Source organism: Streptomyces sp. NPDC058663 (genome assembly GCF_042716745.1).
Classification (GTDB): domain Bacteria; phylum Actinomycetota; class Actinomycetes; order Streptomycetales; family Streptomycetaceae; genus Streptomyces.
Genome location: NZ_JBHXRV010000002.1, coordinates 290,269 through 310,220, shown reverse-complemented (window position 1 = coordinate 310,220; position 19,952 = coordinate 290,269). Strand labels below are relative to the sequence as shown.

Genomic DNA, 19,952 nt, shown 5'->3' with positions numbered 1-19,952 from the left:
GTTGAGGAGGAAGTCATGGGAGTACGGCTCCAGTCGGAGTGGCGAGGCGTGACGTGGGGCGCGGCGGGTGGTGGGGCCCAGAGGTCACCGGCAGACGGCCAGTGCGTCGAGCGCCACCGCCCCCTGCCCGCGGGGGAGGACCATCAGGGGGTTGATGTCCAGCTCGGAGAGGGTGCCGCCGAGTTCCAGGGCCATCCGCTGGACCCGCAGGACGACCTCGACGAGGGCGTCCACGTCTGCGGGGGGCGCCCCCCGGACCCCCTCCAGCAAAGGGTGACCGCGCAGCTCCGCGAGCATCGCGCGGGCGTCGGACTCGGCGAACGGCGGGACCCGCACCGCCGCGTCGCGGAGCACCTCGACGAGCACGCCGCCGAGTCCGACCGTGACCGTCGGCCCGAAGAGCGCGTCATGGCCCACCCCGACGACCATCTCCACGCCCCGCTCGATCATCTGGCAGACCAGGATGCCGTCGAGGGCGACCCCTTCGTACGCGGCGATGTCGGTCAGCTCGCGGTAGGCGTCGCGGACCTGGCTCGCGGAGGTCAGCGCGACCTTGACCAGGCCGAGTTCGCTCTTGTGGGCGAGCCGCGGGCCGGAGGCCTTCATGACGACCGGGTAGCCGACCTGCGCCGCCGCCCGGACGGCGGCCGCCGCACTGGTCACCAGCTGCTCGCGCGGTACGCGGATGCCGTACGCCCGCAGCAACTGCTTCGCCGCGTGCTCGCTGAGCTGCTCTCCCGGACGCATCAGTGCCTGCGCCTTGCGGAACGAGGGGGACGGCGTGCGCGGCGCCTCGTCGAACGGCGACCGGTATCCGGCGGTGAAGCGGTGGTGCTCCAGGTAGGCGCGTACGGCGGTGATGCAGTTGCCGAAGGTACGGAAGGTGGCGAGGCGCGAGGAGCCCAGGAGCGTCTCGCGGTAGGCGGCCTCGGTGCCGACCGGCGAACCCCACACGACGCACACCAGCTTGTCCGTGGCCTCCGCGGCCTCCACCAGGTCCTGCGCCAGCTTGTCGCTCATCGGCGGGAAGGGCCCGGTGATCGGGCAGATCAGGACACCGACGGACGGGTCCGCGAGAATCGCGTCGATGATCTTCCGGCCGCGCCAGTCGCCGACCGGGTGGCCGCCGTTGTCGATGGGGTTGGCGACCCCCAGGTACTCGGGTATCCACTCGTGCAGCTCCGCCTGTTTGGCGGCGGACAGGGCCGGCAGGCGCAGCCCGGCCGCCGTCGCCAGGTCCGCGAAGTGCGCACCCGTGCCGCCCGAGATCGAATACACGGCGACACCGTCGGCCAGCGGGGCGCGGGCGCGGGCCAGCAGCGCGGCGGTGTCCTGGAGTTCGTCGAGACCGTCCACTCTGATCACGCCGAACTGCCGCATCGCGGCGTCCACCACGTCGTCAGCCCCGGTCAGCTTCCCGGTGTGCGAGGCGGCGGTACGGGCCCCGGTCTCGGTCCTGCCGACCTTGACGGCCACGACGGGGACCTTGTTGCGGGCGGCCCGGTCGGCGGCCAGCAGAAAGGAGCGGCCGTCCTTGAGGCCCTCGATGTAGGCGGCGATCGCGCCGACCTCGGGACGGGAGGAGAAGTAGGAGATGAAGTCCGCGGTTTCGAGGTCGGCCTCGTTGCCGGTGGGTGCCCAGTGCGAGAGCCGCACACCGAGCTGCTGGAGGGAGAAGACGGGCCGGCCCTGATGGCCGGACTGGGTGATCAGGGCGATGGCGGGCCCTTCGAGGTCCTCGCGGAACTCCTCGAAGGCGTTGAGGTTGGTGTTCGGGCCGAGGAGGCGCAGCCCGGAGCCGGTGGCGGCGACGGCCGCCGCCAGGCGGTCCTGGGCGGCGGCGCCCTCCGCACCGGTCTCGGCGAACCCGGAGGCGAAGGCCACCGCGAACCTGACCTTCGCGTCGGAGAGTTCCCCGATCAGCGGCAGGGGGTCCTTGACCAGGAGCACGGCGAGATCGATCTGCTCGGGCAGATCGGCGACGGAAGGAGCGCAGGGCAGACCGAAGACGGACGCACGGGTGGGGTGCACCGGGTGCAGGCGGGCACCGACGCGCTCGGCCCAGGCGAGGAGCTGGCGGGTGATGCCGGCGTGGGGGCGGCCCTCGGTGTCGGAGGCGCCGATGACCGCCACGGACTCCGGCCGGAAGAAGCGGTCCAGGTCGGGGACCGGCGCGGACAGCGGCCGGCCGCTGACGTCGAGGTCCCCGGCCTGGGACGGCGTACCGGCGAGGACCGCGGCCGAGGCGGCGGTCCCGGGCAGGCTGCCGCCGGGAACGCCGGAGGCTCCCGGGTTCCTGGTGGATTCAGGGGTGGTGCCGTGGACGGCCGCCGACCGGGCTTCGTCCCCGCAGGCCACGACGCGGGCGCGGAGACCGGAGGTGAGGGTGCCGTGAGTTGATCCAAGCATCGCTGAGCCCGCTCCTGCCGTTGACCGGAGTGCAATTCACTGACGCACAGTCAGATTACTGAACTGACGGCCCATCAGGAACAGGTCGGGAGGGACCTGTTCCGGCGGAGGCAGCCCGCCCCTTTACTCTTCCCCGGGCGTCACCCCGTCACTCGGGACCGCTCCTGTGCCTTCCCGTCCCACGGAACGGGGCTAGGGAGTCTGCTGGGCGAGGTTCCGCGACACCGCCCGGGCGATCGGGGCCGCGTCCCGTGCCATCTCGTGGAACAGCCCGGAGAGGGGGTTGCTGAAGCCGGTGAAGTGCAGGCCGGGGGCCTTCGGGGAAGTGGCGGCGCCGTGCGCGGTGGGGCAGCCCCGGGCATCGAGCACGTCCAGATGCCCGACCAGGTCCTCCAGGGAGCGGCGGTAGCCGGTGGCGGCGACGACGGCGTCCGGGGCGATCCTGGTGCCGTCCGCGAGTACCGCCTCGCCCGACTCCGGGTCGAAGGAGTGGAGCGCGGCGACCGGTTCGACCCGGCCGGTCCGGACGGCGGCGACCAGCCCCACGTCCTGGACCGGGATGGCGCCCTGTTTCGCCCTCGAGTAGAGGCCCGCGGTCGGCCGCGGCAGGCCGCGGGCCGACAGATCGGGGACCGAGATCCGGCAGACGAGGTCCGCCGCCCGGTCGACCAGGCGCACCGGCAGCCGGCGGACCAGCAGGGCGGTGCGCTGGGAGGGCCAGCCCGCGGTGGAGCGCCGCAGGATGTACGGCGGGGTGCGGACCGCCAGGCGCACCCGGGAGGCGCCGCCCTCGGCCAGGTCGACCGCGATCTCCGCGCCGGTGTTGCCGACGCCGACGACCAGCACGTCCTGGCCCGCGTACGGTGCCGGATTGCGGTACGAGGCCGCGTGTACGAGCGTGCCCGGGTACGCGTCGGCCCCCGGCCACTCCGGCAGCCGGGGGGTGTGGTTGTAGCCGGTGGCCACCACCACCGCCGCACCGGTCAGCACCCGGCCGCCGCTGGCGTGCAGCGTCCAGCCCGGCAAGCCGTCCGCCGCCGGTTCGATGCGGGACACCTCGACGCCCGTCACGATCTCCAGCTCGTGGTGCTCGGCGTACTTCTCCAGGTAGCGCACCACGTTGTCCCGGGAGACCCAACGGCCGAAGGAGCGCGGCATCTTCAGCCCCGGGAGGCCGGACAGGGAGCGGGTGGTGTGCAGGTGGAGCCGGTCGTAGTGGTTGCGCCAGGAGGTGGCGACCCGGTCCGACTTCTCCAGGATCACGGCCCGTACGCCCCGTGCGCGCAGTGCCGCCGCCGTGGCCAGTCCGCCGGGGCCCGCCCCGATGACGTACACGGGACGGTCGTTGGTGGTGGCGATGCCGGGATCGCCGGAGTGGGGGGCCATGAGTCGTGAGCGTATCCGCGCACTCGCTTGATGGGTCTCGGTCAAGGGTGGAATCGGTTGCGAATTGATCACGCAGGGTGGCCTCCGGGGGGGATCGCGGTGGGTGCCGGCGGGCCGGCGGACGCGCTCCGGCGGTGCATCCCCCTTGCGTACCACCGCTCCCGTCCGCTGAACTGACGTACCGTCAGAAATAATCGGAAGGGGCCGTCCCCATGCAGACCATCTGGCTCGGCGGCGCGGAGTGGGTCGCCGTGCTGCGCATCGGACTGGGGCTGTGGTGGCTGGAGAGCTGGCGCCACAAGGACAAGAAGGGCTGGTTCGAACGCGGCACCGGGATTGCCTGGGCGGCCGACGTGGCGGGCAAACACAGGTGGCCGGTGGTACGGAAGGGGTTCGAGCGCATCGTCGCACCCCGGCCGAAACCGATGGCGTACCTCGTCGTGTACGCCGAACTCGCCCTGGGGCTCGGCCTGATCGCCGGATTCCTGACCCCGGTCGCCCTCGTCGGCGGCCTCCTGCTCAACCTCCTCTACCTCGTCCTGATGATCCACGACTGGGCCGAGCAGGGGCAGAACGCGATGATGGCGCTGATCTCCCTGGTCGCCCTCTTCGCCATGTCCTGGCAGACCTGGTCCCTCGACCACGCGATCGGACTCTTCTGATGACGAAGCCGACGGACGGTCCTACGGCTCCCGGCCCGGGAGCGGCCGGGCCCGCGGCGGCCGGTCGCACGGGTCCCGCCCCCGGGGCGGCCGGGCCCACTGTGGTCGGCCCGGGGGAGGCAGGGTCCACTGCGGCCGTCCCCCCGACCGCCGCCACCCCCGACATCGACGCCTTCACCCGTCCTTACTGGCAGTCCGCGGCCGACGGGCGGCTCCTGCTGCGCCGGTGCGCGGCCTGTGCACGCGCGCACCACTATCCGCGCGAGTTCTGCCCGTACTGCTGGAGCGAGGACGTGCACTGGGAGCAGGCCGGCGGGCGCGCGGTCCTCTACACGTGGTCCGTCGTGCACCGCAACGACCTGCCGCCGTTCGGCGGGCGCGTACCGTACGTCGCCGCCGTCGTCGACCTCGCGGAAGGGCCCCGGATGATGACGGAGATCGTCGACTGCGCGGAGGCGGAACTGCGGGTGGGAGCGGAACTGAAGGTGACGTTCCGGCCGGGGGAGGGCGGTGCCTCGCAGTACGCGGTGCCGGTGTTCCGCATCAGGTAGCGGAGCGGATCTCAGCGGGACCGGGCGGCGCACCAGTTGCCTGGGACCGTGCAGCGCCCCCGCGCCCCCCCGGCCGCCCACCCACGCCCCGGGGCCGCCTACGGCCACAGCAGTTCGCGCACCCACGTGCCGGACGCGGCGTCCGCCCGCCGGTACCGCAGCCGTACGTGCTGGCGGCGCGCGTCCCCCTGGAAGAACTCGACTTCGGTGGCGGCCAGGGCGTACAGCGTCCAGGTCGGCGAGATGGCGGTGGGCTCGTCCTGGGCCCGCTGCCAGGCGGCTTCCGAAGCCTCGGCCAGTTCCTCCCGCGAGCCGAGCACCTCGCTCATCCGTCCCGTGAGCGCCGCCGCCAGGGCCCCGGTCGAGCGGGCGTGCAGGTCGGCCGCGCTGTCCTGCGGAGTGCCGGAGGCGACCCGGCCCTCGACGCGGACCTGGCGGCCCAGCGCGGGCCAGTAGAAGCCGAGCGCGGCGTCCGGCCGGGCGGCCAGCTCGCGCCCCTTGCGGCTGGTGCTGTGGGTGCCGAAGTGCCAGCCGGCCTCATCGGCGTTGTGCAGCATCACGGTGCGGACCGAAGGGCGGCCCTCCCGGTCGGCGGTGGCCAGGCTCATCGTGTGCGGCTCCACCTGACCCGCAGCTGCGGCCTCCCGCAGCCAGGCGCGGAACAGCGGGAGCGGCGAGTCGGGGGCCGATTCCGGGTCGAAGTCCGGGAGCGGTACGCCGTCCCAGACCCGGAGCGTGCGCAACAGCGCGCGGAACTCGTCGGCCGCTGCGGATTCGTCGGCCGCTGCGGATGCGGCCGATGTCGCGGAGTCGGTTGATGCCGCGGAGTCGGCGGATGCCGCGGATGCGCCGGATGCAGCGGAATCGGCGGACGTCGCGGATGCGTCGGATGCAGCGGATGCGTCGTGGGTTGCCATGCCGCGATTGTGCCGCCGCCCCGGGCCGCCGTGCCCGGTAGGGCCCGCCCCGGGCGGCCCTTTGCCCACCCCAGCGCGCTCTCCCCCATGCCCGGGGCCCCTCACCGCCCCAGCAGCACCGTCCCCGACGAGCAGAACCACCCGCCCGTCCCCGAGGCGATCGCCACCTCCGGCAGCCGTCCGCCCGCCTTGCGGACCTGCCCCTCGCCCGCCTCGCCCCGTAGCTGCCGTACCGCCTCCACCAGCAGGAACAGCCCCCGCATACCGGGGTGGCAGGCGGACAGGCCGCCCCCGTCCGTGTTCACCGGCAGCTCGCCGTCCCGCAGCAGCCGGCCCTTCTCGACGAAGGCCCCGCCCTCGCCCTTCGCGCAGAATCCCAGGTCCTCCAGCGTCACCAGCGTCATATAGGTGAACGCGTCGTAGATCTCCGCCACATCCACGTCGGCGGGGGTCAGCCCGGCCTGTTCGTAGGCGATGCGGCCGCTCACCGCCGCCGGGGACACCGTGAAGTCCGCCCACTGGGACATCGTGGTGTGCGAGACCGAGGTACCCGCGCCCAGCACCCACACCGGCGCCTTCGCGGTGTCCGGTACGAGGTCCTCGGCGACCAGCAGCACCGCGCAGCCGCCGTCGCTCCGGATGCAGCAGTGCAGCTTGGTGAAGGGGTCCGCGATCATCGGCCCCGCGAGGACCTCGTCCACGGTGACCGGCTCACGGAACATGGCGTCCGGGTTCGTCGCCGCGTTCGCCCGCGCCTGCACCGCCACCGAGGCGAGCTGCTCCGGCGTCGTCCCGTACTCGTGCATGTGCCGGCGCGCGGCCATCGCGTACTTGGCCACCAGTGTGTGCCCGTACGGGACCTCGAACTGCAGGGGGCCGCGCGAGCCGAAGGAGAGGTTCGACGTACGGCGGCCCGCCCTGATGTCCGCCCGTGCCGTCGACCCGTACACCAGCAGCACCGCGTTGGCCCGGCCCGCGGCGATGGCGTCGGCGGCGTGGGCGGCCATCACCTCCCAGGTGGCGCCGCCCACCGAGGTGGAGTCCACCCAGCGGGGCGTGAGGCCCAGGTACTCCGCGACCTCGATGGGGGCGAGCGTGCCCAGCCCGGCGGAGGCAAAGCCGTCGATCACCCCCCGGTCCAGGCCCGAGTCGGCGAGTGCGCGGCGGGCCGCCTGGGCGTGCAGGGCGTACGGGGTCGCCCCGTCCACCCGGCCGCAGTCGGAGAGGGCCACCCCCACGACGGCGACCCTGCGGCCCTGGGACTCCCGTCGGCGGGTACGGGGGGTGCGCGCGGCAGCGGTCATGAATCTGACGGTACATCAGATCTGTCACACGAAAAGGTCAAGTGCGCGCGTTGCTATGGGCATTGAGGAGCCGCCGCCCTAGCATGACGCCCCGTCAGATCAGGGGAGGAGCACACCGGATGGACGCCGCCTTCACCGCGGAACAGGACGAGGTCCGCCGCACCCTGCACGAACTGCTCACCAAGCGCTGCGGGCCCGACGAGGTCAAGGCCGCCGCAGCGACCGCCGAGGGGTACGACCGCGGGCTCTGGCGGCAGCTCGCCGAGGAGCTGGGCCTGCCGGGACTTGCGCTGCCCGCCGACTGCGGCGGAACGGGCGCCTCGTTCACGGACCTCGTCCTGGCCTGCGAGGAGACCGGGCGGGCACTGCTGCCCTCACCGCTGTTCGCCACCTCCGTGCTCGCCGCACCGCTGATCCGGGCACTGGGCACCGAGGCCCAGCGCGCCGCCCTGCTGCCCGGCATCGCCGCGGGCCGGACCTCCGCGACGCTCGCCGTCTCCGGCGGGGCACTGTCCCTGGCGCTGGGCCTGACCGGGGACAACACCACTCACGACTGGGCCGGCGGCGGGCGCTCCGGGGGTGTGCAGGCGCGGCACACGGAGCACGGCTGGGCGCTGTACGGGCAGGCGGAGCAGGTGCTGGACGGGCATAGCGCGGACCTGCTGCTGGTCGCCGCGCACACCGGCGGCTTCGCGCGGAGCCGGACGCTGCTCTTCGTCGTACGGGCGGCGAACGCGGTCGGTCTCGCCCGGGTGCGGCAGGTATCACTGGACGAGACCCGGCCGCAGGCGGTTCTGCAACTGCGGGACGTGCCAGCAGAATTGCTCGGTGGCACGGATGCGGACGCGGTGAGCGCGGCGACTGCTGCGAGTGCGGCGGGTGCATCCGCTGCGGTGAGTGCTGCGAGTGCGGCGGATGTGCCGGGCGCGCTCGCCCAGGCCGGGTGCGGGGCGGCCGCCGTGCTCGCAGCCGAGGCCGTCGGGGCCGCGAGCAGTGCGCTGGAGCGGACCGTCGACTACGTGAAGGCGCGCGAACAGTTCGGGCGGGCCATCGGCTCCTTCCAGGCGGTCAAGCACCGGCTGGCCGACGTGTACGTCCAGGTCGCGGCGGCCCGCTCGGCCGCCTACTACGCCGCCTGGGACCCGGCCGGCGGGGGCGCGCTGGCGCTGGCGCAGGGGCTGGATGCACTGCGCGCCGCCGCGTCCGAGGCGATCCAGCTGCACGGCGGAATCGGCGTCACCTGGGAGCACGACGCGCACCTCTACTTCAAACGGGCGGCCGCCGACGAGCTGCTCTTCGGCCCCGTCCACCGGCTGCGCGGGCACGCCGCCGACCGGGCCGGAGTCTTCGGCGCTCCCCGGCGGACCGACCACCACGACGACACAGGGGCGGAGGCCGTCTGATGGCCGCGACGAACGGACCGGGCAACGGACCGGGCAACCGACCGGGCAACCCACCGGGCAACCCACCGGGCAGCGGCCCGCGCAGTGGTCCAGGCGGTGGACCCAGCACCGGACCGACCGACGGACCGAGCACCGGCGTGAAGCTGATCCGGAAGGTTTCCTCCACCCGTACGTTCGCGCGGATCGCCCCGCACGTCATTCCGCTGGTGGACCGCGCCGTGCACCGGCTCACCGGCGGAAAGGTGCTGCTCAGCGCGCGGATGCTGCCCGGTGTGATCCTCACGGCGCGCGGGGCGAAGAGCGGACGTCCGAGAGTGACGCCGCTCGCCTGCATGCCGGAACCGGAAGCGGGGACCTGGATCCTGATCGGCTCCAACTTCGGCCGCCCCGGCCACCCCGCCTGGACCGCGAACCTGCTCGCCCACCCCGAGGCCGACATCAACTGGAAGGGCCGGGACATCCCGGTACGGGCCCGGCTGCTCACGGGGGACGAGCGGGCGCTGGTGTGGCGCGAGGTGCTCGCCTTCTGGCCGCCGTACGCCACGTACCAGCAGCGCATCGAGCGGCAGATCCGCCTCTTCAGGATCGAACGGCGCTGAGGACCGCCCCGCCGGAGCCGCGCCTGGGCCCCTTCCCGGAGCCGCCCCGAGGGCCGCCCCGCCGGGCCGCCCCGAAAATCGCCCCAGGGCCCCCGTCCGTGCCCGGGTACGCCGATGGCGGACCACATGCGTGATCCGCCATCGGGTGACAGGACTTGGTGGGGTTCGTCCGGTACGGGTACCCGCGTGTACCTGCGCGTTCGGTGACGCGCCTTGCGTACGGGTACCTATTTGGTGGGCTTCTTGCCGGTAATGCCCAAGTGGACCAATTGCGCCAGGTTCGGCCGCAGTTCGGCCTGCTTGACGCCCCAGGTGGTGAAGCCCTTCTGGTGCGAGGCCACGGCCGCGAGCATCGCGACCAGGGAACCGGCCATCGCCGCCGGACTGATGTCCTTGTCGACCTTGCCCTTCGCCTGGAGCTCCTTCACGGAATCCGTAAGGGAGTTGGTGACGGAGTTCAGGATCTTCATGCGGATCTTGTAGAACCGCTTGTCGCCCTCCGCGGCGCCGAGGTCCACGACCCGCAGGATCGCGTCGTTCTTCCGCCAGAAGTCGAGGAACCCGTCCACCAGGGCCTCGGAGGTCTGCCAGCCGGCCCTTCCGACCCAGGAACGGCCGGCGACCAGTTCGGTCAACCCGGCACCCTCCTTTGCCATTTCCTCCGCGATTTCGAGGACGGCGCCCTCGACGTCGGGGAAGTACTGGTAGAAGGTCGCGGGCGAAGTGCCTGCCCTCCGGGCCACATCGATGACTTTGACGTCCCGGTAGGGGGACGAGCTGAGCATTTCACTGAGGCAGTCGAGCAGCTTCTGCCGCGTCGCCTGACCGCGTCGACCGGCCACGCGGCCGTCGACGGTGCGTACTTGTCCTGTCATGCCGTCAGCTTACCGAGGGGTGATCGGAGCGCGATTCGGCGAGTGCAAATGGGTTTCCGGCCAGAGTTGGTGCTACGCCCGGCCGGTTGTGAGCGGTGCGCGGGGCGCCGGGCGGCGCCCGGCGCGGGCCCGTACCGGATGGCGGTACGTGACGGGCACCCCGTGGCATCCCCCAATAGTGTTATCAACAGCCTGTGGACAACATCGGTGGATATCTCCGCGCAGGGATGTCCGTGAGCGGGAAGGATCGGTCCATGACCGCATTCGCAGAAGGCGTGCCCTGCTGGATCGACGCGACGCTCCCCGATGTCGAGGCCGGCAAGCGCTTCTACGGGGCCCTCTTCGGCTGGAGCTTCGAGGATCCCGCCGACAAGGAGTACGGCTACTACACGCAGGCGTACTCGGGCGAGGGGGAGGGCCGGAAGAACGTGGCGGCCCTGGCCCCCAAGTCCGACGGCCGGATGCCCACCGCCTGGGGCGTCTACTTCGCCACCCCGGACGCCGTCGCGCTCGTCGCCCGCGCCAAGAGGGCGGGCGGACAGATCATCATGGACGCGATGCAGGTCGGCCCCTTCGGCACCATGGCGCAGATCGCCGACCCCGGCGGCGCGGTCTTCGGCGTCTGGCAGGCCGGTACGCACCCCGGCTTCGAGAAGACCGCCGAGCCGGGCTCCTTCTGCTGGACGGAGGCGTACGTGCGCGAGCCGGACAAGGAGCGCGTCGACGCCTTCTACGAGTCGGTGCTCGGCTTCCGGGGGACCGATCTCTCCGAGGAGTCCGGAGAGGCGGACTACCTGGTCTGGTCCCCGGCCGGCAGCGATCCCGGCGACGAGAAGGCCATGATCGGCGGGCGGTCCGTCATCCGCGGGGCGTTCCCCGCCGAGATGCCGCCGCACTTCCTCTCGTACTTCGCCGTCGAGGACTGCGACCGGACCGCGGCCGAGGTGCGGCGGCTGGGCGGCCGCGTCACGCACCCGCCCTTCGACATCCCCTACGGGCGGATGGCGATCGCGGCCGATGACCAGGGTGCCGTCTTCGCCGTACTCGCCGAGCCGAAGGGGTAACCGGGGGAGGGCGTCATCGCGGAAGCGCGTCACCCGGGAAGCGCGTCACCGCGAGAACACGTCACCGGGAGAACACGTCACCGCGGACGTGCGGGATGCGGGAGCGAGAGGGGGAGGACCGGAATCCGTGTATCGGGAGAAAGTGGTGAATTAGGGGGAAACATTCCATTCCGCCCCCGGGTTAGCCACCGCGCCCGGAGACAGCAAGAATCAGGGGAGCGCACCGCTGGGGGTGCCCAGCGGATGAGACGCTGCACGGGGCTGTGCGTTGCGGCCTGTGTACGGGGAGGTGGCAGGCAAGTGGAGCAGCTGACGCAGCACGATCCGCGGCGGATCGGCCCGTTCGAGGTTCTGGGACGGCTCGGCGCCGGCGGGATGGGGCTCGTCTACCTGGCGCGGTCCGCGTCCGGGCGCCGGGTGGCGATCAAGACGGTACGCACGGAGCTCGCCGAGGACCAGCTGTTCCGGGTCCGCTTCACGCGGGAGGTCGAGGCCGCCCGCGCGGTCTCGGGTTTCTACACGGCGGCCGTGGTCGACGCCGACCCGCGCGCGGCGGTGCCCTGGCTGGCGACGGCGTACGTCCCCGCCCCCTCGCTCGAAGAAATAGTGAACGAGTGCGGGCCGATGCCCGCGAACGCCGTGCGCTGGCTGGCGGCGGGCATCGCCGAGGCCCTCCAGTCCATCCACGGCGCCGGCCTGGTCCACCGCGACCTCAAGCCCTCCAACGTCCTGGTCGTCGAGGACGGACCGCGCGTCATCGACTTCGGCATCGCGTCCGGCGTCTCCAACACCCGCCTGACCATGACGAACGTCGCCGTCGGCACCCCCGCCTACATGTCTCCCGAGCAGGCGAGGGACTCCCGCAGCGTCACCGGGGCGAGCGACATCTTCTCGCTCGGCTCCACCCTTGTCTTCGCCGCCACCGGACACGCCCCCTTCCACGGCGCGAACCCGGTCGAGACCGTCTTCATGCTGCTGCGCGAGGGCCCCGACCTGGAAGGGCTCCCGGACGAGCTCCGCCCGCTGATCGACTCCTGCATGGGCATGGAAGCGCCGCTGCGCCCCAGTCCGGCCGACCTCCAGGCGCAGCTGGCCCCGCACCTCTTCTCCTCCGGCGGCGACGACAGCGGCACCGCGTCGGCCTGGCTGCCCACCCGGGCGACCGCGATGATCGAGGAGCGCAGGGGCGGCGGACGCGCCGCCGCCGTCGTGGCGGCCAGACGTGAACCGCCGCCCCCGCCGCCCCCGCAGGACCCGCCGCCCTACCCGCCGCCGCGCACCGACTGGGCCGCCGACCCCCGCACCGGGCACGCTTCGCCGCCCCCGCCGTCCCGCGCGGACGGCCCCGTCCGGCTGGCCGGGGCGCAGGTGCCGATCGGGCCAGGACCCCGGGTCGCCGACGGACGCGGACCGGCCGCCGCTGCCGCCGTGGCGGAGGCGGTGGGTCCGGCCACCGGGTGGGTGCGTCCGCCGGGCGGCCCGGCCGGCGGGCTGAACGGCGTACCCGCACCGGCCAAGCCCCCCGCGCACGGCGCCGCCGTCCCGGGCCCACCGCCGGAGGGGCCCGCGCCCACCGGCTGGCGGCCGTGGCGGTTCCGGATGTCGAACGACGTGTGGGGGACCCCCGCCGTCGCCGGTGACCTCGTCTACGTCACCTCCTTCGAGGTGCACGCACTGGACGTGGCCTCGGGCCGCCGCCAGTTCAAGACACGGGACGTGGCCTGGGCCATGGCGGTGTCCGGCGGACGCATCCACGCCTCCGACGGGCCGACGCTGTACGCCCTGGACGCGACCGACGGCTCCGAACGCTGGCGCCTGCAGACCGACGCCTGGGTGTACTCGCTCAAGGCGGCCCGCGGCACCGTCGTCACGGGCACGCGCGGCGGCGGCGTACAGGCGTGGGAGGCGTCCAACGGGCAGAAGCTGTGGGAGGTCTCCGGCGGCCAGACCGACTTCGAAACCCCCGAGGCCGGGCCCGCGGTGCACGGCGACACGGTGTACGTGTGGCAGGACGCCCGGCTGCGGGCACTGGACGCCCGCTCCGGCATCGAGCGGTGGTCGTACCCCGTCGGCGACGCCGCGTCCTGCGGGGGCGTTCCGGTCCGGGTGACCTCGGCGGAGGACGGGTACGTCTACGTCTCCGCGGGAACGCGCGTCCTCGCCGTCGACCAGGGCTCCGGGCACGTGCGCTGGCACTTCGAGGCGCCGGCCGTGTTCCTCTCCGCCCCCGCCTTCGCCCCCGGGCCGGCGGTCACGGGCGGTGGCGTCTACCTCGCCGACTACCTCGGCACCGTGTACGCCCTGGACGCCTCCACCGGCAAGGACCGCTGGCGGATCGCCACCGAGTCGCGCCAGTCGATCGAACCGGTGCTGGTGGCCGCGGGGCACGTGCACGTGGGCAGCGGCAGCGCGCTCTACACCCTCGACGCGGTCACCGGCACCCCGAAGTGGCGGTTCGCGGCGGGCGGGGAGGTGGTCGGCGCCCCCGTGGTCGCGGACGGCCGCGTCCACTTCGGCTCCGCCGACCACTGCCTCTACACGGTGGACGCGGCGGGCGGACAGCTGCGCTGGAAGCTGAAGACGGGCGGCGAGATCACCGGCTCGCCGGTGGCGGAGGCGGGCATCGTCTACGCCTGCAGCAAGGACCGGTGCGTGTACGCGCTGGACGCCGTGAAGGGTACGGCGACGGGGCGCACGGCCAGGTAACGCGCGCGGCCCCGGCCGTGGGGCAGCCCCCTGCCCCACGGGCCCCGGCTACAGCGGCCTGTCGTGCCCCGGGCGGTGTCCCGGGTGGTCCGGCGGGGGCATCGGGGCCTGCTGGGTCTCCGCCCCCGGGTCCTGCCGCGGGTCCTGCCGCGAGTCCCGCCAGGTATCCCGCCGGGTGTCCTGCTCCGGGGGGTAGGCGTCCGGGGTGTACGGTCCCGGGTCGCGCCGGGTGTCCTGCTCCGGGGGGTAGGTGTCCGGGGTGTACGGTCCCGGGTCGCGCCGGGTGTCCTGCTCCGGGGGGTAGGCGTCCGGCGCGTATGTCCCCGGCCCCCGCCGGGTGTCCTGCTCCGGAGGGTAGGCGTCCGGGGCGTACGTCTCCTCCGTCTGCGGGTAGGGCGCGGCACGCCGCGTACCCGCACGCCTCGCCCGGCGCCGCCGCCCCCGCATCAGTGCCGCTCCCAGCAGGATCAGCACCCCGCCGCCCAGCGCGCCGGCGACCCCCATTCCCAGCCCGGACCCGTCCGCGTTGACGGCCAGACCGCTGGCGGCCTGCCCCTGCCGCACCATCCAGAAGACGGTGAAGCCGAGCGCCACCAGCCCCGCCAGACCCACCAGCAGCCGGGAGCGCAGCAGCACCCCCACCACGGTCACCAGCGCCACGAAAACGAACGGCAGCAGCAGGGAACCGACCAGCTCCGCCTTGGCGTCTGTGATCCCGTTGAAGAGGTCGTCGATGCGGTAGTCGCGCCCGTGGCGACCGTCGTACCAGGCGTTGAACGGACTCCATACCGCGGTCGCCGCGCCCACGAGGGCGAGGACCGAACCCAGGGCGTTCCTGACCATCAGGGGCTCCTCACACAGAGGTCTTACGGGGGCCCGCGCACGCGCTCCGCCGAGGCTCCCGGGCCTTCGACGCTACGCGCGGGACGTGGGTCCCGCCAGGTGACAGGCGCTGCTAGGGTGTCATGCACACGTCCTTACGGGATCCTTATTCCCGGTGAAATTTTCCACATCGCATCAAAACCAACGGGGGTTGGACATATGAAGCTCCGCCATGTCCGTGCAGTGGCCGTCTTCGGCGTCGTGGTGGTCGCGCTCACCGGCGCACGCGGCTCGAACGGGGGCAGCTGCGGCGGCAGCAGCAGTTCCAGCAGCTCCAGCAGCTCCAGCGGAGGCAGCGACAGCTCCTCCAGCTCCAGTTCCAGCTCCTCCTCCGGCGGCGACTCCTCGTCCAGTGGCGACTCCTCGTCCACCGGCGGTTTCGGTTCCAGCACGACCACGGGCGGCAGCGACAGTTCCAGCTCGTCCAGCGGCTCCACCACGGGCTCCGTCCCCGGCGTCGGCGGCGGCAGCGGCAAGGCCTCGCGCGACCTGCGCATCGACAACTGCAAGTACGACCCGTCGCGCGGCCTGGTGGCCCGCATCACCGCCACCAACAGCAGCTCCTCGCAGACCTACACCTACCGGTTCACGGTGAAGTTCACGAAGGGCGGCTCCACCCTCGCCACCCGCACCGGGAGCATCCTCCTCGTCGCCCCGGGCCAGAACGAGACACGGGACATCGCCGCCCCGTACGTCAAGAAGTCGACCGAGTCCGCGGGCGGCCGCTGCGAGGTCAACAACGTGACCCGCAGCAGCTCCTGATCAACGCACAGTACGGAGGCGGGCGGCCACCTACCGCGTAGGAGCCGCCCGCCCGACCCGGCCCGCGCCGCGAGAAGGAGCTGCCTGCCCGATGCGCGCCACGCGCGCGTGCTCAGCGGATCCGGAAGTCCTGCCTCCGTCCGTCGAACAGCTCCGCCTGCCGCTCCGCAGGCAGGTTCCCCAGTGCGATCAGGTGCGGCGCCTGGGCGAAGGCCTGGGTCAGGGCCGCCTCCTTCGTCGCCCACACCGCCCGCACCGTCCCCTGTACGGCCTCCGTCGGATGTGTGGCGATCACCTCTGCGGACCGCAGTGCGGCGGCCAGCTCGGCGCCGTCCGGGGTCAGTTCGGAGACGAGGCCGACCTCGTACGCCCGTCGTGCCGACATCCGTTCGGCCGTGCCGAGCAGCGCCATCCGGGCGATCTCCCCGTACGGCATCCGCTGGGCCAGCAGCGCCGTCTCGTAGGCGCTGACCATCCCGTACGTGGTGTGCGGGTCGAAGAAGGTCGCACCCTCGCCCGCCACCACGAACTCCGCCTCGCCCAGCAGGTAGAACGCCCCGCCGCACGCCATCCCGCGCACCGCCGCGACCACCGGCTTCCAGAGGTCGTTGGCCTTCGGGCCGATCTTCAGCAGCGGATCGTCGACGGAGTACGGGGACGCCGGCTGCGGCACCTCGGCGTCGCGGTCGATGCCGGTGCAGAAGGCCTTGCCGCCCGCCCCGGTGAGGACTGCCGCCCGTACGGTGTCGTCGTACCGGAACTCCCGCCACACCGCTGCCAGTTCGGCAGCCGTGGCCAGGTCGATCGCGTTCAGCCTCGCCGGGCGGTCCAGCGTGACGACCGCGACCCCGCTCTCCTTGTCCCGCTCCACCCGCACCCCGGGCGGCGCGCTCCCGGTCGTCCCGTCCCCGGGTGGCGCGCTCCCAGCCATCCCGTCCCAGGCCGTCCCGTTCCCGGCCGCCCCGTTCACGGCCGCTCCAGCAGCCAGCGCGGCACCGTGGTGCCGTCCGGCAATTGTGTGAAGGTCACGTGCACCTTCGCCCCGATCCGCAGCCGCCCCGGATCGACGGAGTCCAGTGCGGCGTCCGGGGCGCTGACCACGTTCCCGACGAGCCGGATGCGCGGGGCCTCCGCCAGTTCCACGATCACCGCGTTGTACGGGGCCTGGGCGGCGTACGCGGGCAGCAGTGGCGGGTGGGGGACGACGTACGACCAGATCGTGCCCCGGCCGCTCATCAGCCGCCACTCGCAGTCGAACGAGTGGCAGTGCGGGCAGCAGGGCCGGGGCGGGAAGCGGAGTTCCTGGCAGTCCGCGCAGGACTGGACGCGGAGCTCGCGGCGCGCGGCGTACTCCCAGAAGGGGGCGCCGTCGCCGTCCGCGACAGGAACCAGCAGGCCCTCGTCCGCGACAGGAACCAGCAGGCCCTCGCCCCCGACAGGTCTCGGCGGACCCTCGCCCCCGACAGGACTCGGCAGGCCCTCGCCCGCGACCGGGTTCAGCAGGCCCTCGTCGGCAGCGGTCATCAGCGGTCAGCTCCTCAGCAGCAGTGCGGACGTGGGGACGCCCTCGCCCGCCGTGACCAGGCAGGTGGCGGCGTCGGGGACCTGGGCGGTGCTCGTGCCGCGCAGCTGCTTCACGCCCTCGTTGATGAGGTTGAAGCCGTGCACGTACGCCTCGCTGAGCCCGCCGCCGCCGGTGTTGATCGGCAGCCGGCCGCCGCTCTCCAGCGCGCCGCCCTCGGTGAACGCGGCCCCCTCGCCGCGCCCGCAGAACCCGTACCCCTCCAGGGACAGCGGGATGAGCGGGGTGAAGGCGTCGTAGATCTGCGCCACGTCCACGTCCCCGGCCCCGAAGTCGGCCTGCTTCCAGAGCTGCCGGGCGGCCGTCCAGGCGGGGCCCGTGAGGGGGTCGTCGTTCCAGTAGTTGACCATCCCGTGGTGCTGGGCGGGCAGGCCCTGGGCAGCGGAGTGCACGTACACCGGTCTGCGGCGGCAGTCCCTGGCGCGTTCCGCGCTCACGAGCACGCACGCCAGCGCGCCGTCCGTCTCCAGGCAGTTGTCGAAGAGGCAGAGCGGCTCGCTGATCCAGCGGGAGGTCATGTACATCTCGCGGGTCAGCGGCCGTTCGTACATCATCGCGGCCGGATTCTGGTTCGCCCGGTTCCGGCAGGCCAGGGCCACATTGAAGAGGTGGTCGCGGGTGGCGCCGTACTCGTGCATGTAGCGGCGGGCCAGCATGCCGATCTCGTCGGCCGGGCGCAGGAGCCCGAAGGGCCGGGTCCACTGGGCGGGGGTCGGCAGCTGGACCGCCGTATTGCGCCACGGTCTTGGGCCGCTGCCCCGCTTCCTTGAACGCCACGCCACCCCGACGCTCGCCTGGCCGGTGGCGATGGCGGACGCGAGGTGTGCGACGGTCGCGCACGAGCCGCCGCCCCCGAAGCCCACCTTGGAGAAGAAGGTCAGGTCGCCCGCCCCGAAGGATTTCGCCACCTCGACCTCGTCCGTCTCCTCCATCGTGTACGAGGCGAGTCCGTCGACCTCGGAAGGGTCGATCCCCGCGTCGTCGAGCGCGGCAAGAATCGCGCGGCAGGCCAACTCCTTCTCGCTCTGCGGGAGTTGTTTGGCGAAGGCGGTCTGCCCGATCCCCACTATCGCCGTCGCGTCCTTGAGTCCTGTCATGGTCCGGGGCCACCTCCGCGAGCGTCCTGACTGCTGACAGCGCGTCAGGCTACAGCTAATCTGACGGATAGTCAGCTAGTGGTGGTAGGGAGTGCTCGCGATGCGAAGTGGCAAGCGGATGCGGTGGAACACCATCCCGGAGCTGGTCCGGCGGGCCGCCGCGGAGTACGGGGCGCGCGAGGCGGTGGTCGAGGGACGCACCCGTGTCTCCTACGCGGAACTCGGCGAGCGCGTCGAGCGCGCGGCGGCCGCCTGTCTCGCCCGCGGGATCGAGCGAGGCGACCGGGTGGCCGTCTGGGCCCCCAACACCCTCGACTGGATCGTCAGCGCACTCGGCGCGGTCACGGCGGGCGCGGTCCTGGTCCCCCTCAACACCCGCTTCAAGGGGACGGAAGCGGCGTACATCTGCCGCAGCTCCCGCGCGAAACTGCTTTTCGTCACCGGCACGTTCCTCGGCACGTCGTACGTCGCCTCCCTGCGCCGGGCCGCTGCGGAGGGCCCCGGCGACGGCCCCCTTCCCGGCCTGCCCGACCTCACCGATGTGGTGGTCCTGGCCGAGGACGGCGCCCCGGAAACCTTCCTGACCTGGAAGGACTTCCTCGCCGGCGGTGAATCGGTGAGCGGTGCCACGGTGCGCGCACGGGCGGCCGAGATCTCCCCCTCCACCCCCTCCGACCTCATCTACACCTCCGGAACCACCGGCCGCCCCAAGGGCGCGGTGATCACCCATGAGCAGACCCTGCGCGCGTACGACATCTGGGCCGACCTCGCGGGCCTGCGGGCGGGCGACCGCTACCTCATCGTCAACCCCTTCTTCCACACCTTCGGCTACAAGGCGGGCATCATCGCCTGCCTGACCAGGGGTGCGACGATGATCCCGCAGCCGGTCTTCAACGTGGACACGGTCCTGGCGAACATCGCCGCCGAGCGCGTCTCCGTACTTCCCGGCCCCCCGACCCTCCACCAGTCACTCCTGGACCACCCCTCCCGCGGTGCCCACGACCTCTCCGCGCTGCGCCTGGTCGTCACGGGGGCGGCGGTGGTCCCCCTCCAGCTCGTCGAACGTCTCCGCTCGGAGCTCGCCATCGCCACCGTCCTCACCGCGTACGGCCTCTCGGAGGCCTCCGGCATCGTCTCCATGTGTCGCCGCGGCGACGCCCCCGAGACCGTCGCGACCACCTCGGGACGGGCGATCCCGGGCACGGAGATACGCGTGGAGGCCCCCGACGGCACCCCGGCACCGCCCGGCACCCCGGGCGAGGTCCTGGTCCGCGGCTTCCACGTCATGCGGGGCTACTACGAGGACCCGTCGGCCACCGCGGCCACCCTCACCCCCGACGGCTGGCTCCGCACGGGCGATGTGGGCGTCCTCGACGAGGCGGGCAACCTCCGCATCACGGACCGCATCAAGGACATGTACATCGTCGGCGGCTTCAACGCGTACCCGGCCGAGATCGAGCAACTCCTCGGCCTGCACCCGCAGATCGCGGACGTCGCGGTCGTCGGCATCCCCGACCCCCGCCTGGGCGAGGTCGGCAAGGCCTTCGTGGTCCGCCGCCCGGGCACCCCGCTCACGGCGGACGACGTCATCGCGTGGTCCCGCCGCGAAATGGCGAACTTCAAGGTCCCCAGGGAGGTCGCGTTCGTACCGGAACTGCCGAGGAACGCGAGCGGAAAGGTGGTGAAGGGGGAGCTGCGGGGGCGGGAGGGGAGCTGACCTGCGAAGCGGCGTGGGTCACGTTCTCTGCGGTAT

The 19,952-nt window shown here is 72.8% G+C and carries 17 protein-coding genes; 8 read left to right on the top strand and 9 right to left on the bottom strand.

Annotated elements, in window-relative coordinates; all coding sequences use genetic code 11:
* Window positions 1–84: 84 nt before the first annotated feature.
* Together ACFWVV_RS02750 and ACFWVV_RS02745 are read right to left on the bottom strand one after the other, a co-directional pair.
* Window positions 85–2,409: an acetate--CoA ligase family protein gene (locus ACFWVV_RS02750; protein WP_384342353.1), complete on the bottom strand. Its 2,325-nt coding sequence runs from the start codon at window positions 2,407–2,409 to the stop codon at window positions 85–87.
* A gap of 192 nt (window positions 2,410–2,601) precedes the next feature.
* Window positions 2,602–3,795 (bottom strand): flavin-containing monooxygenase, encoded by a 1,194-nt coding sequence (locus tag ACFWVV_RS02745; RefSeq protein WP_384342355.1) that lies wholly within the window; start codon window positions 3,793–3,795, stop codon window positions 2,602–2,604.
* Between the two features lie 212 nt (window positions 3,796–4,007).
* Between ACFWVV_RS02745 and ACFWVV_RS02740 the strand changes: the two genes are divergently transcribed.
* Entirely contained in the window at window positions 4,008–4,457 is a 450-nt protein-coding gene (locus tag ACFWVV_RS02740) for a DoxX family protein (protein WP_384342357.1), read from the top strand.
* Between the two features lie 101 nt (window positions 4,458–4,558).
* Complete coding sequence (locus tag ACFWVV_RS02735) at window positions 4,559–5,008, top strand: Zn-ribbon domain-containing OB-fold protein (protein WP_384342878.1); 450 nt, start codon at window positions 4,559–4,561, stop codon at window positions 5,006–5,008.
* A 98-nt stretch (window positions 5,009–5,106) separates the two neighbouring features.
* On the opposite strand, the gene ACFWVV_RS02730 is transcribed toward ACFWVV_RS02735, so the two are convergent.
* Window positions 5,107–5,925: a pyridoxal 5'-phosphate synthase gene (locus ACFWVV_RS02730; RefSeq protein ID WP_384342358.1), complete on the bottom strand. Its 819-nt coding sequence runs from the start codon at window positions 5,923–5,925 to the stop codon at window positions 5,107–5,109.
* A gap of 101 nt (window positions 5,926–6,026) precedes the next feature.
* Window positions 6,027–7,229: an acetyl-CoA acetyltransferase gene (locus tag ACFWVV_RS02725; protein ID WP_384342360.1), complete on the bottom strand. Its 1,203-nt coding sequence runs from the start codon at window positions 7,227–7,229 to the stop codon at window positions 6,027–6,029.
* 119 nt (window positions 7,230–7,348) lie between these two features.
* Here ACFWVV_RS02725 and ACFWVV_RS02720 point away from each other — a divergent pair, with 119 nt between their 5' ends.
* Together ACFWVV_RS02720 and ACFWVV_RS02715 are read left to right on the top strand one after the other, a co-directional pair.
* Window positions 7,349–8,632: an acyl-CoA dehydrogenase family protein gene (locus ACFWVV_RS02720; RefSeq protein ID WP_384342880.1), complete on the top strand. Its 1,284-nt coding sequence runs from the start codon at window positions 7,349–7,351 to the stop codon at window positions 8,630–8,632.
* 137 nt (window positions 8,633–8,769) lie between these two features.
* The gene (locus ACFWVV_RS02715) at window positions 8,770–9,231 is read left to right on the top strand and encodes a nitroreductase family deazaflavin-dependent oxidoreductase (RefSeq protein ID WP_384342362.1); all 462 of its coding nucleotides are present in this window, start codon (window positions 8,770–8,772) and stop codon (window positions 9,229–9,231) included.
* 227 nt (window positions 9,232–9,458) lie between these two features.
* Here the strand turns inward: ACFWVV_RS02715 and ACFWVV_RS02710 are convergent, their stop codons facing one another.
* Complete coding sequence (locus ACFWVV_RS02710) at window positions 9,459–10,106, bottom strand: TetR family transcriptional regulator (protein WP_384342364.1); 648 nt, start codon at window positions 10,104–10,106, stop codon at window positions 9,459–9,461.
* A gap of 254 nt (window positions 10,107–10,360) precedes the next feature.
* On the opposite strand from ACFWVV_RS02710, the gene ACFWVV_RS02705 reads away from it, so the two are divergent.
* Complete coding sequence (locus tag ACFWVV_RS02705; protein WP_384342366.1) at window positions 10,361–11,170, top strand: VOC family protein; 810 nt, start codon at window positions 10,361–10,363, stop codon at window positions 11,168–11,170.
* A 300-nt stretch (window positions 11,171–11,470) separates the two neighbouring features.
* Window positions 11,471–13,876: a PQQ-binding-like beta-propeller repeat protein gene (locus ACFWVV_RS02700; RefSeq protein WP_384342368.1), complete on the top strand. Its 2,406-nt coding sequence runs from the start codon at window positions 11,471–11,473 to the stop codon at window positions 13,874–13,876.
* A gap of 48 nt (window positions 13,877–13,924) precedes the next feature.
* On the opposite strand, the gene ACFWVV_RS02695 is transcribed toward ACFWVV_RS02700, so the two are convergent.
* Complete coding sequence (locus ACFWVV_RS02695) at window positions 13,925–14,719, bottom strand: hypothetical protein (RefSeq protein ID WP_384422595.1); 795 nt, start codon at window positions 14,717–14,719, stop codon at window positions 13,925–13,927.
* 198 nt (window positions 14,720–14,917) lie between these two features.
* Between ACFWVV_RS02695 and ACFWVV_RS02690 the strand changes: the two genes are divergently transcribed.
* Window positions 14,918–15,520 carry a hypothetical protein gene (locus tag ACFWVV_RS02690; RefSeq protein WP_384342371.1) on the top strand — a complete coding sequence of 201 codons (603 nt, stop codon included), beginning with the start codon at window positions 14,918–14,920 and terminating at the stop codon, window positions 15,518–15,520.
* Between the two features lie 112 nt (window positions 15,521–15,632).
* Here the strand turns inward: ACFWVV_RS02690 and ACFWVV_RS02685 are convergent, their stop codons facing one another.
* From ACFWVV_RS02685 to ACFWVV_RS02675, 3 genes are read right to left on the bottom strand one after another with little or no spacing between them, the layout of a single operon-like run.
* Window positions 15,633–16,451 carry an enoyl-CoA hydratase/isomerase family protein gene (locus ACFWVV_RS02685; protein WP_384342882.1) on the bottom strand — a complete coding sequence of 273 codons (819 nt, stop codon included), beginning with the start codon at window positions 16,449–16,451 and terminating at the stop codon, window positions 15,633–15,635.
* Between the two features lie 35 nt (window positions 16,452–16,486).
* Window positions 16,487–17,044 (bottom strand): Zn-ribbon domain-containing OB-fold protein, encoded by a 558-nt coding sequence (locus tag ACFWVV_RS02680; protein ID WP_384342372.1) that lies wholly within the window; start codon window positions 17,042–17,044, stop codon window positions 16,487–16,489.
* Between the two features lie 6 nt (window positions 17,045–17,050).
* Window positions 17,051–18,199: a lipid-transfer protein gene (locus ACFWVV_RS02675; RefSeq protein WP_384342374.1), complete on the bottom strand. Its 1,149-nt coding sequence runs from the start codon at window positions 18,197–18,199 to the stop codon at window positions 17,051–17,053.
* 100 nt (window positions 18,200–18,299) lie between these two features.
* On the opposite strand from ACFWVV_RS02675, the gene ACFWVV_RS02670 reads away from it, so the two are divergent.
* Window positions 18,300–19,916, top strand: coding sequence for a FadD3 family acyl-CoA ligase (locus ACFWVV_RS02670; RefSeq protein ID WP_384342376.1), 1,617 nt, complete (start codon window positions 18,300–18,302; stop codon window positions 19,914–19,916).
* Window positions 19,917–19,952 lie beyond the last annotated feature (36 nt).

Coding starts and splice junctions, on each gene's coding strand:
- ACFWVV_RS02750 (WP_384342353.1), bottom strand. CDS start 2,409: ATGCTTGGATCAACTCACGGCACCCTCACCTCCGGTCTCCGCGCCCGC.
- ACFWVV_RS02745 (WP_384342355.1), bottom strand. CDS start 3,795: ATGGCCCCCCACTCCGGCGATCCCGGCATCGCCACCACCAACGACCGT.
- ACFWVV_RS02740 (WP_384342357.1), top strand. CDS start 4,008: ATGCAGACCATCTGGCTCGGCGGCGCGGAGTGGGTCGCCGTGCTGCGC.
- ACFWVV_RS02730 (WP_384342358.1), bottom strand. CDS start 5,925: ATGGCAACCCACGACGCATCCGCTGCATCCGACGCATCCGCGACGTCC.
- ACFWVV_RS02725 (WP_384342360.1), bottom strand. CDS start 7,229: ATGACCGCTGCCGCGCGCACCCCCCGTACCCGCCGACGGGAGTCCCAG.
- ACFWVV_RS02720 (WP_384342880.1), top strand. CDS start 7,349: ATGGACGCCGCCTTCACCGCGGAACAGGACGAGGTCCGCCGCACCCTG.
- ACFWVV_RS02710 (WP_384342364.1), bottom strand. CDS start 10,106: ATGACAGGACAAGTACGCACCGTCGACGGCCGCGTGGCCGGTCGACGC.
- ACFWVV_RS02705 (WP_384342366.1), top strand. CDS start 10,361: ATGACCGCATTCGCAGAAGGCGTGCCCTGCTGGATCGACGCGACGCTC.
- ACFWVV_RS02695 (WP_384422595.1), bottom strand. CDS start 14,719: ATGGTCAGGAACGCCCTGGGTTCGGTCCTCGCCCTCGTGGGCGCGGCG.
- ACFWVV_RS02690 (WP_384342371.1), top strand. CDS start 14,918: ATGAAGCTCCGCCATGTCCGTGCAGTGGCCGTCTTCGGCGTCGTGGTG.
- ACFWVV_RS02685 (WP_384342882.1), bottom strand. CDS start 16,451: ATGGCTGGGAGCGCGCCACCCGGGGACGGGACGACCGGGAGCGCGCCG.
- ACFWVV_RS02680 (WP_384342372.1), bottom strand. CDS start 17,044: ATGACCGCTGCCGACGAGGGCCTGCTGAACCCGGTCGCGGGCGAGGGC.
- ACFWVV_RS02675 (WP_384342374.1), bottom strand. CDS start 18,199: ATGACAGGACTCAAGGACGCGACGGCGATAGTGGGGATCGGGCAGACC.
- ACFWVV_RS02670 (WP_384342376.1), top strand. CDS start 18,300: ATGCGAAGTGGCAAGCGGATGCGGTGGAACACCATCCCGGAGCTGGTC.